Consider the following 12,583-nt stretch of genomic DNA (forward strand, 5'->3'; position numbering starts at 1 on the left):
ACCGCTGCTCGCCGGTCGCCGCGTGGGCATCACCCCATTGCGCCGATTGCTCCAAAATCCTCCCTTGAATGAATTTTGCCCCCGCGTTGCGTGTAATCCGTTGCCGTCTTTCAAAAGACGCTCCTCGATGCCTTCATCTATTGAGCCGTGCCGACACCCCCCGCACGATGTGGACAAGCTCGAGCGCGGGCAAGAGCGCTGATTTCAGGCGGGGAAAATCGCGAGCGATCGCCCCTTCCCGCCACAGCTGGGACCTGAGCGATGTCACCCTTCGGGCGAAATCAGGAGCATCGGAGCGATGAAGGACGTGGACGCTTTCAGGTCGGCCAAAGTCGACTGACCGAGCCCCGACGGCCAATGCCTGCATATCGAAAGCGCCGGGATAGGTTATCGCCCGTTTCAGGTGTGGCCATGCGATGTCAACATCGCGCATGACCTGCGAGCCTGTCCGCAGTCGATCGATATACTGCAAAACCCCCGTTAGCAGCAGGTTTCCGGCGGCTGCATCGAGTATGCCATAAGCCGTCTCGCCGGCATTGCTGCGAACGCTACCATCGTCCGCTTCGCTAAAGTGACGAACGGAAGGGATCGCCGGTTCGAACAGGCTTTCGATGATCTGCCAGTAACGCAGGACGACCGTCTCCACCTTCAGGGGATTGTAAAGGTTGTTCTCGACCACCAAACCTGAGACCTGGTGGAAATGCTCTTCGCTGAGGCCCTTGTAATTAGACCGGGCAAACTGGATCGTCTCGAACGCTCGTTCAGGCAGGCCGGCGGCCAAGAGCCGCTGCGTACTGCCATAAAGCCCGGTATCGCAAAGGACGATGCGTGAGGCGTCGCCGGCAATTGTCTTCAGATGACGCACGAAGAGGTCGCTTTGTCTGGCGACGTCATCAATGATCATACGACCTTCAGGCGTCTCCAGCATGGAAAAGAAGCGATGCGCCTCAAATTTGTCCTGCCAGACTGCCGGAAGCTCGTAACGCCTGCTGCCGAGAGCGTTGGCCACATCTGCAAAGCTTCTCGTCTCAAATTCCCGGCCAAGTTCGTCAAGCACAGCGGGGCTGCGCCTTATCAGCGCCACACGCGCAGCAACCAGGCGGGAAACCATGATGTTCTCGCGCCGGATCCCAAGTGGCAGGTCAAGCCTGGCGAGCAGACGCTCAAACGCCTCCCTGATGCCAAGCCCTCCCCGCGCGCAAAACAGCAACGTGGCGTCGTCCCGCGCCTCCGCCTGAGAGGCATAAAGCCAGATGTTCAAACAGAACTGCGCGACGATCGGGCCGAACACTTCACGGCCAAACGCCGTTCGATCGTCGAGATCGGGCACACGTCCTTGCGACCGTACCAGATGATGCCCCACTCTTCTTATGGTTTCCATTCGTGCTCCGTCGGCACGAGCGGCCCATCGCTTGAAGCGCCCTTTGGGCAGATGCATCGCATTGATCCCCATCCTTGTGGGAACTTCACAATCGGCTATGTAGTCGTCGCCGATGTGCAGCATCTTGTCTGGCGCAGTCTTCTCCTGCGAAAGTACGACCGAGAACAGGCTACCGTGTCGCTTGCTGGCCCCGACTTCCGCGCTTGAGTAGATTTTGTCGATCAGACCGGGCCCGTGAAAATAATCGATCAGTTCTTTCAACAGACCGGTCGGCAATCCGGTGTCGGAAACCGCCACGACACGAATTCCGGCTTTGCGCTGCTGACGCAGCATCTTCGCCAATTCCCCATTGGCAGACAAAGACGCCTTCTCGATCATGATTTCGAGGGCCAGGCGCTTCTCGACCATGGATTGGGGAAGGCCGAGCATGATCAATTGGCGGGTGACGATGTCGAAGAGCTTCACTTCCCCAACGCCGCCGCCGACATTCAGTGCACGATAGGCAAGCTTTTCCGCGAGCTGCCTGGCTCGGAAAAGATGCTCGGCGCCAACCCGATAGCCTTGCTGGCACAAGAACTGCGCAAATCTTCGCTCGCCCTGCATGATCCGCGACCGCTGAGACAGCGGCTGACGCAGCAGCAGGGTGTCGAACACGTCCGTGGAAATAAGACCGATACCCTCCAAGGGCTGATGAATATGGTCGAACTGTTTCCCTAGCACTGAATAACCCCTTCGCCGTCGATTAATTTCGCCCCAATCTCGACCAGCGACGCGCATCGTCGAGAGGCAGCAAAAGCAGGATCAGTGAATTCACATTTGGCGAAACGGTAGCAGCGTCAAATCACAAGAGGCAAGTTAAAACTGAAATCTTTCAGCTTTATTCCGATTGACGTTGCAAAAAATACTCATACACAGATATTTATAAGGTATTGTTTTTGCGGGATCGACTCCTTGCCATACCGATAATACTATCAACATCAGTTACTGTATCGGCGAAATGGAGCGTTTGGATGAACGACGCAAAACCCCATATCATGCCCGTTTCTTCGATACAGTATTTTGACGTCGTCGTCATTGGCGCAGGCATTTCAGGACTTGTTAGCGCCTCAATATTATCAAGAAAAGGAGACCGTGTTGCTGTCGTGGATGACTATGACCACGTGGGCGGAAACCACATAGACTGGTCATCTCCGGAGGGGTATACATTCGATATTGGCAGTTTGATCTTCCAGGACGATTCACCTTTGCTGCGGCATTTCCCGGAGCTGCTGGCGCATTACATCCCGATCAATCCCAGTTGGGGCAGGCTCAACCCGCAGGGCAAAATCACCGATTATCCGATCTCGATCCGGGACGATATTGTTGGAGCCGGCCCTGTCGGTTTGCTGCGTATCTTCGGCTCGGTGCTTTATGCACGCCTGTTTTGCAGGCGACTGGACAGTGCGAGGGATTTCGCGCGCTTTTGGGTCGGCGGATATCTGCTTCATCGTTCCGGGCTGGAAACCTATATGCGACGTTTCTACGGGATTTCTCCCGACAAGGTCGATCTTGAACTCGCCCGCAAGCGCATGCTGTGGATTGCAGAATATGCCTCGTTGACGAACCTGATCAGGCTCGCCTTCAAACGCAGGAAAAGCAAGGGACGGAAAAACCGACAGATGGCCCGGCCCAAGGAGGGATACGCCGCCCTCTATCAGCCCGCCGTCGAGACACTTCAAAACGCAGGGGTCGCCTTTAAGCTGTCGGCTTCCATGAAGAGCATTCGCAAGAGCCCCTTCGGATTTGAGCTCTGCCTGGGAGATGGCACCATCGCATCCAACCGGATCATCTCGACCGTACCGATCGAAGTCGCCGAGAAACTGTGCGGAATCTCCCCCAGCTCAAGTCTCACGACCATCACGCTCATCTCGCTTTACTTCAGCTTTTCCGGCGATCGCGGCTTTGAGCGATCCATCATCTACAACTTTTCGCATGAAGGTTCGTGGAAGCGACTGACCGTTTATTCGGATTTTTATGGGCGGGTCATGGATCGGGAATATTTTGCCGTAGAGGTGATCGCCGGCACCGTCGCGTCGACCGAGCAAGCGGAAGCCGATTTCCGTCGCCATGTCGGTTCCAATCGCATGTTCCGGGGAGACCTGAAACTGGAAGGCAGCCAGACGCTGACAAATGCCTATCCGATCTACAGCAAAGGCGCGGCCGATGACGCCGCCGATGCCATCGTGAGACTGCGGGCTTTTGGGATTGAATCATTGGGTCGCCAGGGAGCCTTCAACTATCAACCAACGGCCAGGGTTTCCACGATCGACGTCGAGACGGCGATCGGGAAGCATTGATTGCGATTGTTTAAACCGGAGCGCCGCGCTTTTCACCTGCAAGAGGCAGCGCTCTGAAGCACAATTTTTACCACCGTGTCTTGACGGATCAGGCGGCGAGAGGTCGAACATGCGAATATTGCATATCCTCAATCATACGCGGCGTCTCAACGGCAATGTCCATGCAGCGGTGGATCTTGCCTGCGCGCAGGTCAGGCTCGGCCACCAGGTCTACATGGCAAGCGGAGGTGGCGATTTCGATCACCTTTTACGGGAGCGCGGGATTACAACACTCCTGGTCGACCATGAAAGAAAGCCCTCCAGGCTTGCCAGATCCCTGATCCGGCTGAATGGCCACATCCGGAAGTTCGACGTGGACATCGTTCACGCGCATATGATGACCAGCGCCGTTCTTGCCTTTCCGATCTGCAAGCTCAAGGGCATCCCTCTGGTGACCACGGTGCACAACGAATTCGAAAAGAGTGCGACGCTGATGGGCCTCGGCACTCGCGTTATCGCCGTCAGCGATGTCGTCGGCGGCTCGATGAGGCGACGTGGCGTGGCGGCTTCAAAGCTGAAGGTCGTGCTCAATGGAACGATCGGATCAAGCCGCATGGAAGGACGCAGCGGCGAGCCCAAAGCGCTGAAATCGCCATCCGTCCTGTTCGTTGGCGGGCTGCACCCGCGCAAGGGGTTGCCGGACCTGTTTGAGGCATTTGACCTCGTGCACGAGGAGATTCCTGGGGCGCACCTTTACATCGTCGGAAACGGGCCCCATCGCGACCAGTATACTAAGCTTGTAGCCTCTTTGAAATGTGCCCCCGCCGTCACGTTCGCCGGCTCGATCAGCGACCCCTACCCCTACATGCTGGCGGCCGACATTTTTGTCCTGCCATCGCATGCCGATCCAGCACCTTTGGTATTGTCGGAAGCGCGGGAGGCCGGATGCGCAATCGTCGCGACAGCGGTGGATGGTATTCCGCAACTGCTCGAGCATGGCGAGGCGGGAATTCTCGTGCCGCCGCGCGATCCATCGGCCCTGGCCAAGATGTTGATCCACCTTTTGAAGTCGCCGGAGCAGATCACCGCCTGGAAGGAGAAGAGCCAGTTGAGGATCGACTACCTGACGATTGATCGGGTGGCCAGGGAAACGATGGACGTCTATCGATCAGCAATCCCAAGCGGGAAAATGGGCGTCTGAACGCATGGCTGTGCGTCAGCTTCATCCCGGGCGCACATGCCGTCAGACGTAAAGAACGCGCTTCAGTTGCGATCGCAGTTGCTGTGATCGAGAAGGATCGACGCGGATCGCCGCGATATGCCTTGCCATCTTATTCGGCAAGACGAAGAGTGCGATCGCAAACAGCAACAGCGCAAGGCGCTTCTTGCCCGTGTTCTCGCGCATCACAGCACCGATATAGGCCGATAGCTGGCTTAAGTCAGGCCGCTTGCCATCGACCACCACGCTCATCGCCTTGAGCTCCATCACATAGGCATAATCGTTGCGAACTTCGATTTTTTCAGCTGCCGCGCACCGTTCCTGGACGAGCTGCGACAGATGATGCAAGCGCCCCATGAAGCGGTCCATATAGCCTTTCATGCGGCTTGAAGTGAGGACGGAAAAAGAGGACTGGTTGGAATTGTGGATCCGGTACTTTCCAAGGACCTTATCGATCGATACGACGCGCCCGACGAACGGGGCCAGGAGGTATGAAACGCCGTCTATGCCTCGTTCGTAATTCATTTCGCCAAGACCTTCGTAGACGTCACGCCGATAGATATTTCCCGAGGTTGGCGGGGTATTGTAGTACCCTCTCTTGCGGATCGACTGGATAAGGGGGCCGGAGTCCTCCGATGGCTGAAGCGTGGGAAAGGCGTTGCCGATCGGATCGCCGTTGTGATCGATCGGAAGAAGCATGAACTGGATCTTAGACACGTCGGGGCGCAGATATTGGGCAACTTGCGCAATGGCACCGTCGGCAATGACGTCGTCGGCATCCAGAAAATAGACAAAATCACCTTTCGATAAGGACAGACCGGTCAAAGATGTCTTGAGCTGACCGCGATTTTCCGTTCGCAAAGCGACGATCCGATCTTTGAATTCCTGGATCTTTTCCCAGGATCGATCGGTAGATCCGTCATCCACCACTACAATTTCAAGCCATTCGTAGTCTTGCGAAATAACGCTTTTGATGCATTCGCCTATATAACGCTCATAATTATAACAAGTGATGATAACGCTTAGAATTGGTTGGTTAATTTTCACCTTGCAAACCTTATCTACAAAGTTTATGTTGCATAGCAGCATAGCAAGTGAATTATCGTCCGTCTACAAGAATGGACTAGCAACCGCCAGCGCATGTAACTCATTTTGATAAGATCCCGGATCGTCGAATCAATGAGAAATATTCGGCGGCAAACAGCAATGTCTTGAAGAAATATCGTGAGCTTCGACCTGAATACCGTGGCGGAAAGCTTTAACAAGACAACCGCATCAGGCGAGAGCTGTGCCTAAACATGTGAACAGGTCGGCTGTCACTTCGCCGGAAGGCAGGTACAGCAACCAGAAACTGTTCGCTCTCGACAGAGATTTGTCACCTAAGGGCCGGAGGACGTGGACGAATGAAAATGACGGACGGCAAGCCGCGCAAGGGCGATGGGCTTCATCCGAACCGCCGACTTAAGATCCTTTATATTCAGCCCGGCACGAAGTCTTTTGCGGGGATTGAACGTGTGGTGGATGCCGTCTGCTCCATGCTGGCTGACAAATATGCCGAGGATTTCGACATCGACGTTCTGTACACGTCCGTCCATCAAAACCGGCCGGCGGAGCCGCGAAAATACAGCGTCATTGATCGGGCGGTAAAGACCCGGTTCGAGTTGATGCGGACCTTCCGAAGCGTCGTCAAGGCGAAGGATTATGCGCTCGTGGTGGTACCGCAGATCGAACCGACGGTGATCTGCATGGCCGCATGCCTCGGCCTTGATCGTCGTTTTGCGATCCACTTGCATGGTAATCCCGGTCGGGAGCGCAGCCACGCGAAGGCGAAGATATTGTTCTTTTTGATGCGCATCTATTTTCTGAGGAAAGTATCCTATGTCTTTGGAACGTCACCAAAACAGTTGGACGCCTTTAAGAGGATGTTCCACAGCAAGGTGCCACAGGTTTGGGTTCCCAACCCCGTCAGGAGGTTCGACTTTTCCGGCAAGGGAGAAGCCGGCGACAAAGCGGCGGTCACCTTCGTGAATGTCGGACGGTTCGCCTTCCAAAAAGGACAGGATATTCTTCTTCGTGCCTTTGCCGAAGTCGTCAAAGTCCGCCCGAACGCGAAGTTGAAGATCGTCGGATATGGCGCCGGCGAAACCGCTCTTCGCGCCGAGATCGATCGGCTGGGTCTTTCCGACGCGGTCTCGATTGAGCATCATCCCGTCAACCCCCAGCCCGCACTTGCCAACAGCGATATCTACGTGTCGGCGTCGCGATGGGAAGGCTGGTCGCTGGCCATATGCGAAGCATTGCGATTTGGGTTGCCGGTCATTGCGACAGATTGCGAGTTCGGGCCAAGCGACATACTCGTGGATGAGCGTCTCGGCCGGCTTGTACCGGTTCGCGGCGGAGAACCGCTTGTAAGCGCCATGATCTACTATTGCGACAACCTGACTTCGGAACGCCTCCACAGCGATTTCCGCAAGGGCTTCATTGACCGATACAGCCCGGAGCGAGTGGTGGATCTTCACGCCGATGCGTTGCGGGTTGCTGCAAGAGAACTTTTGTAACCACCGTCCCACGGAAGGGTGCCATGATGTCTTCATTGTCGCGGCGCGGCCTCCTGAAAGGCTGCGCTGGAGCCTTTGGGCTGACTTTTTCCTCTCATCGAAGCTCGGCCACCGCGCTGTTTGGCGACGATCCCACGCTTGGCCGCGAAGTCGTCTTCGAAGACCGGTTCCACACACTGGACTGGTCGGTTTGGGACGCGGGCCCGAAAGCGACCACGTCCGACACCGGTTTTTATGGACGGTCCGCTTTTGCCAAAAAGGACGGGGAAGAAGGCTTCAACCCGTATGCGATTGTCGACGACCCCATGGCAGAGGACGGGAAAGCTCTACAAATCTCCGCCCGCTACATCGGAAAGCCGATGAATGTGCGAAAATACTACGGAAATACATTGCCTGAGTTTCAATGGATTTCCGGCAATATTCAGACTGCGAGGAAAGACGGCACGATCCTCAAAGGATGGCGCAAAGGTTACTTTGAGGCACGGATGCTCTTTCCCCGGCATCCCGTCACCTGGCCGGCATTCTGGATGCTGAACGGGCGAAGCATTCTGCAGCCCAAGACCAGCATCGAGCTGGACATCGTGGAGCACAAAGGTTGGGAGCCTACGCTGTACGGCACGTATCTTCACGAATGGGGTCAGCCGGGTCAAAACAGCGAAAGCACCGGTGTCGAAACACCGGTTGACATGACGAAGGGCTATCACCGCTACGGCATGCTTGTCGATGATAACCGCTGCATCCCCTACTTCGAGCGCAGGCCGGTTGTCGATCGAAGGACGGGAAGACCTGCAGACTGGCCGATTACCCGCTCACGTCAGCTGGACAACGACGGCGATGTCTTCTGGCCGCTGCTGACCCTGGCGCTGCGCACCGACGTGCCGTTCCCACGACCGCTGCGGTCTGAGGACCGGTCGACCCACATGCGCGTCGATTACTTCAAGGTCTTTTCCTAGAAAAACGGAGGTCAGTCTGTATCGCGGACAACAGGTCCGCCCGATGGTTCCGCCACAAGCCTAGCCCATCAATGAACCTGCCCAGAAGAGCTTTAGCTATCCCGGCACAAAAGGACGTCAGAGGCAATAGGATGCGATACTTTATCACGGGCACCGCCGGTTTCATCGGCTTCCATCTTGCTCGACGGCTGCTGCAGGACGGACATACGATCACGGGCCTCGACGGGATGACCCATTACTACAACATCAAGCTGAAGCAGATGCGGCATGCGGCCCTGGCGCAGTTCCCGGCATTCCACCCGGTCATCGCCATGCTAGAAGACCGCGAGGCTGTGGAGAAGGCCATCGCAGAAGCCGACGCGGATGTGATCATACACCTGGCAGCGCAGGCCGGCGTTCGCTACAGCCTGGAAAACCCCAAAGCTTATCTATCGTCGAATCTCGAAGGGTCCTGGAACATTCTGGAGATTGCCAGACAGGTCGGGATCGGCCACCTCATGCTTGCTTCCACCTCGTCGATCTATGGCGCAAATGCGTCCATCCCGTTTCGCGAAACGGACCGCGCCGACGAGCCGTTGACGTTCTACGCGGCCACGAAGAAGTCGATGGAACTGATGGCCCACAGCTATTCGCATCTCTACAAGATACCGACGACCGCCTTCCGCTTCTTTACCGTCTACGGGCCTTGGGGCAGACCGGACATGGCGCTCTTCAAGTTCGTCAAGAACATCCTGGAAGACCAGCCAATCGAGATATACGGCGAAGGCGCAATGAGCCGTGACTTCACCTATATCGACGATCTGGTGGAAGCTGTGGTTCGCCTCTCGAAAATCGTCCCGTCGGAACCAAGCCGCATCGCGGATGCCCGCGTCGAAACACTGTCTCATCAGGCACCCTTCCGGATCATCAATATCGGGGGCGGTCAGCCGCAAACCCTGATGACGTTCGTGGAGACGGTCGAAAAGTCCCTCGGTCGCACCGCGAGGCGAAGACTTCTTCCGATGCAGAAAGGCGATGTACCGCATACGTTTGCCAGCCCTGATCTGCTTTATGCGCTGACCGGCTACAAACCGGATACGACGCTTGATGTCGGCGTCGAGGCCTTTGTCAGCTGGTATCTTGAAGCGTGCGATGAGCTCAACACTGCTCCGAAGGAGCTCGTTGCATGAGCTATAGACCGGAAATCGATGGGCTTAGGGCTGTCGCTGTTGTTTCGGTGCTGCTGTATCACGCCGGCATATGGCCCTTCACGGGCGGCTACGTCGGGGTAGACGTCTTTTTTGTCATCAGCGGATACCTGATTTCGGGGATCGTCCTGAGAGAGGTTCACGACGGGCTCTTCTCGGTGGTAGGCTTTTATAATCGTCGCATTCGGCGCATCTACCCGGCTCTGCTCGCGACCATCATCGTGAGTACCGTCCTTTCAGCCTTCACGCTTTATGCCGACGACTTCAAGGACTTCGGCCAGAGCGTGGTCGCGACGCTAACCTTTTCATCGAATCTGCTCTTCTGGTTTGAAACGGATTATTTTGCCCCGAACGCGGAACTGAAACCGCTGCTCCACACATGGTCTCTCGCGGTCGAGGAGCAATTCTATGTCCTATTTCCGCTGCTGCTGATCTTGACGAAGCGCTGGAGTTTTTCCGCCACCTTCTTCATTCTTTCATCGCTGACGCTCGCAAGCTTTTGCGCTGCGCAATATGTTTCAACGACATTTCCCGTAAGCGGGTTCTTTCTTCTGCCGTTTCGGATGTGGGAACTGCTGGCCGGCGCCTTGCTGGCGCTTTATGAAACAAGATATCCCCGTCTCAACGGTGGCATCGCGTCGCTCGGCGCGGTTTTGGGACTACTCCTCATCGTCTATGCCGTGCTCCGGCTGAACCAAGAAACGCCCTTTCCCGGGATTTTCGCACTGATACCCGTGTGCGGATCAGTGCTTGTCATCCGGTATGCGCATTCCTCGACCCCCGCGGCTCGGCTTCTATCGTCCAGGCTAGCTGTTGGCATCGGACTGATCAGCTACAGCCTGTATCTCGTCCATCAACCGATCTTTGCGCTTTACCGATACGCGCAACCGGCCGAGCCCTCGTGGCTGGAAATGCTCGGGCTGATTTCTTTGAGCGTTCTTCTGGCCGCGCTTTCCTGGAAATTTGTTGAACAACCGGTCAGAAAGGCGAGCTTCAGTTCGCGCAAAGTGTTTGCCGGTGCGACATTCGGCAGTTTGATCTTGATCTGCGTTGGCGCCGTCATTCACGTCAAGTCAGGGTTTCCGGCCTGGACCCTGGCGCGGCTTTCGCCGGAGCAAGCTGTCGTCTATCGAAATCTGTTGACTGAAAAGAGACGCGTCGACGAAATCGCCGATGGGAATAGGCTGACGGACTGCATTTTCCGCACAGCCGAGATGAACCAGGTGTTCAAGAACCAGTTCGCCGCCTGCGCAGCCCGTCATGGTCCGGCCCTGATGATCGTCGGGGACTCCCACGCGGGAAATCTCTTCGATGCCCTAGCTCCCATTTCGCAGCGCCCCTTTGTCGTTGGATTAAGCAAGGGCTTCTGCCGCGCCGTCGAAAGCAATCCCCAGTGCTTCTATGACACCCTGCTTGATTTCGCCGAGGAACATTCCTCATCGATTTCGCTCATCGTCTACATGCAGGCCGGCTTTTACCTGCTCGACGCCCCGGACGGCACGATCGGCAGCAGGGACATGTTCCACCGCTACGATGGACGCTCCTTCGATGCGAGCCGCCAGCGCATAACCTTGACGCTCTCCTACCTGCGCAAGCTCTCCCTTCACACCCCGATGGTTTGGCTGGGACCATGGATCGATCCCCATGTCACACAGAACCAACTGGTCGCCAGAGGTTGCGATGGACTGGCAGCTCTCCCAAATCCGTTCGTCATTCCCTCCTACAGACATCTCGATGAGATGGCCCGCTCCATGGCAGACCAACATCAGATCACCTACGTCTCCACGATCAGTGCTGTGAATTTCGACCCGCGCAACGACATTTTGGACTGCCGGCACGTCTATTTCATGGATGCAGACCACTGGAGCGAGGCCGGCGGAGCAAAATTCGGTCCCTTGGTTTTGTCCGCACTTATTCGAACGCTGCCGGATTGGCTGAACCCACCGGATGCGAACCGAAAGAAAAGGACACCGTTTTCGCGTCAAACGCGACGTACCGTTCCAACCCCGAGCACAAATGAGCCAACACGTGCGACTTTTTTTCTACCTTGAACTTGCTGGCAGCAGAATGGTCGACCCCTTGGGGGTCGAATGTGTGACGCTTGAAGCCGCGGTTGCGGACACGACCGCCGAAATCCGCGCGACGGTCGCCCAGCATCTCCTGCGCGGTGAGCCGCTGCCACTGATGAGGGTGAATATCATGGACGACGCCGGTCGGCTGTTAACGAGCATATCTGTCGCGGATGCCTTGAAGGATGTTCTGCCGTCTTGCTTCGTCAGCCATGGCCAGATGCTCGAAATTCGGCATTAGGCGCCGCGCGAGCCCAATATGACGGACCTCTAATGCACACCAATTTGATGCCCAAGCGGATACGGGTCAGGAGACGCAGATGTCGAGACGAATGAACACTTGCCGATCGGGCAAAACCACCGCTCGACGCAGACCACGAAAGCCCATCAAAAAGAAGAGCAAGATGAGCGAGGTCACGATCGGTCAACAAATCATCCGTGATCTACCTACTGCGTCCACCGCGGAAAGTGGAGATCTTGTTATTCCTTTCAACCGTTCACCGATGGGGCTGGCTCGGGAAAAATGAACAGTTGAGATCAATCGTTTTCGGCTCCCTAAGAAGGTAACATGCCGGACCAGGAGCCATGGTGACGAAATCCCCTTGCCGCAACCATTCATGCCGACCGCAAGCGCGATCTCTGCAGCGGATGCGCTTTTTGGGTACAGCTGGAAATCGGTATGCGGGCTATCGTTATCCGTGAGGGGCGGGACGCGGAGGCAGCACGGCGCGTGTGTCAGCAGCATCGGCTCTTACGGAAGCAAGGCGCCGGCCGGTCGGCTGAGCCTGTCCGAGAACACCCTGTCGCAGGGCTGGGCGATGAAGGTTCCATCCCCCTGGCCGTGCGCTCCAACCATTTTTTGTTCCACGTTGAAACGATCGCTGCTGCGGTATTGTTGAAT

At 56.3% G+C, this 12,583-nt stretch carries 10 protein-coding genes; 8 read left to right on the top strand and 2 right to left on the bottom strand.

Annotated elements, in window-relative coordinates; genetic code table 11:
* Positions 1 to 133: 133 nt before the first annotated feature.
* Positions 134 to 2,158: a hydrolase gene (locus tag ABK249_RS20495; protein WP_348863765.1), complete on the bottom strand. Its 2,025-nt coding sequence runs from the start codon at positions 2,156 to 2,158 to the stop codon at positions 134 to 136.
* Between the two features lie 233 nt (positions 2,159 to 2,391).
* Here ABK249_RS20495 and ABK249_RS20500 point away from each other — a divergent pair, with 233 nt between their 5' ends.
* Entirely contained in the window at positions 2,392 to 3,717 is a 1,326-nt protein-coding gene (locus tag ABK249_RS20500; RefSeq protein ID WP_037146554.1) for an FAD-dependent oxidoreductase, read from the top strand.
* 109 nt (positions 3,718 to 3,826) lie between these two features.
* Positions 3,827 to 4,897 carry a glycosyltransferase family 4 protein gene (locus tag ABK249_RS20505; RefSeq protein ID WP_348863766.1) on the top strand — a complete coding sequence of 357 codons (1,071 nt, stop codon included), beginning with the start codon at positions 3,827 to 3,829 and terminating at the stop codon, positions 4,895 to 4,897.
* Between the two features lie 42 nt (positions 4,898 to 4,939).
* On the opposite strand, the gene ABK249_RS20510 is transcribed toward ABK249_RS20505, so the two are convergent.
* Entirely contained in the window at positions 4,940 to 5,962 is a 1,023-nt protein-coding gene (locus ABK249_RS20510; RefSeq protein WP_348863767.1) for a glycosyltransferase family 2 protein, read from the bottom strand.
* 356 nt (positions 5,963 to 6,318) lie between these two features.
* On the opposite strand from ABK249_RS20510, the gene ABK249_RS20515 reads away from it, so the two are divergent.
* From ABK249_RS20515 to ABK249_RS20540, 6 genes are all read left to right on the top strand, one after another.
* Entirely contained in the window at positions 6,319 to 7,473 is a 1,155-nt protein-coding gene (locus tag ABK249_RS20515; protein WP_348863769.1) for a glycosyltransferase, read from the top strand.
* A gap of 23 nt (positions 7,474 to 7,496) precedes the next feature.
* Positions 7,497 to 8,426: a glycoside hydrolase family 16 protein gene (locus ABK249_RS20520; RefSeq protein ID WP_037146559.1), complete on the top strand. Its 930-nt coding sequence runs from the start codon at positions 7,497 to 7,499 to the stop codon at positions 8,424 to 8,426.
* Between the two features lie 131 nt (positions 8,427 to 8,557).
* Positions 8,558 to 9,595: an NAD-dependent epimerase/dehydratase family protein gene (locus ABK249_RS20525; RefSeq protein WP_037146561.1), complete on the top strand. Its 1,038-nt coding sequence runs from the start codon at positions 8,558 to 8,560 to the stop codon at positions 9,593 to 9,595.
* Positions 9,592 to 11,664, top strand: coding sequence for an acyltransferase family protein (locus ABK249_RS20530; protein WP_348863771.1), 2,073 nt, complete (start codon positions 9,592 to 9,594; stop codon positions 11,662 to 11,664). Before ABK249_RS20525 ends, ABK249_RS20530 begins: the two co-directional genes overlap by 4 nt.
* Before the next feature lie 16 nt (positions 11,665 to 11,680).
* Positions 11,681 to 11,923 (top strand): DUF6894 family protein, encoded by a 243-nt coding sequence (locus tag ABK249_RS20535; protein WP_037146563.1) that lies wholly within the window; start codon positions 11,681 to 11,683, stop codon positions 11,921 to 11,923.
* 163 nt (positions 11,924 to 12,086) lie between these two features.
* Entirely contained in the window at positions 12,087 to 12,209 is a 123-nt protein-coding gene (locus ABK249_RS20540) for a hypothetical protein (RefSeq protein ID WP_280114081.1), read from the top strand.
* The last annotated feature ends 374 nt before the right edge of the window (positions 12,210 to 12,583 follow it).

It is taken from the genome of Neorhizobium phenanthreniclasticum, assembly GCF_040066075.1.
Lineage (GTDB): Bacteria > Pseudomonadota > Alphaproteobacteria > Rhizobiales > Rhizobiaceae > Neorhizobium > Neorhizobium petrolearium.

Excerpts from the sequence above, each read along its gene's own strand:
- ABK249_RS20540 (WP_280114081.1), top strand. The coding sequence starts at position 12,087 with ATGAGCGAGGTCACGATCGGTCAACAAATCATCCGTGATCTACCTACT.
- ABK249_RS20525 (WP_037146561.1), top strand. The coding sequence starts at position 8,558 with ATGCGATACTTTATCACGGGCACCGCCGGTTTCATCGGCTTCCATCTT.
- ABK249_RS20500 (WP_037146554.1), top strand. The coding sequence starts at position 2,392 with ATGAACGACGCAAAACCCCATATCATGCCCGTTTCTTCGATACAGTAT.
- ABK249_RS20505 (WP_348863766.1), top strand. The coding sequence starts at position 3,827 with ATGCGAATATTGCATATCCTCAATCATACGCGGCGTCTCAACGGCAAT.
- ABK249_RS20535 (WP_037146563.1), top strand. The coding sequence starts at position 11,681 with ATGGTCGACCCCTTGGGGGTCGAATGTGTGACGCTTGAAGCCGCGGTT.
- ABK249_RS20530 (WP_348863771.1), top strand. The coding sequence starts at position 9,592 with ATGAGCTATAGACCGGAAATCGATGGGCTTAGGGCTGTCGCTGTTGTT.
- ABK249_RS20495 (WP_348863765.1), bottom strand. The coding sequence starts at position 2,158 with ATGCGCGTCGCTGGTCGAGATTGGGGCGAAATTAATCGACGGCGAAGG.
- ABK249_RS20520 (WP_037146559.1), top strand. The coding sequence starts at position 7,497 with ATGATGTCTTCATTGTCGCGGCGCGGCCTCCTGAAAGGCTGCGCTGGA.
- ABK249_RS20515 (WP_348863769.1), top strand. The coding sequence starts at position 6,319 with ATGAAAATGACGGACGGCAAGCCGCGCAAGGGCGATGGGCTTCATCCG.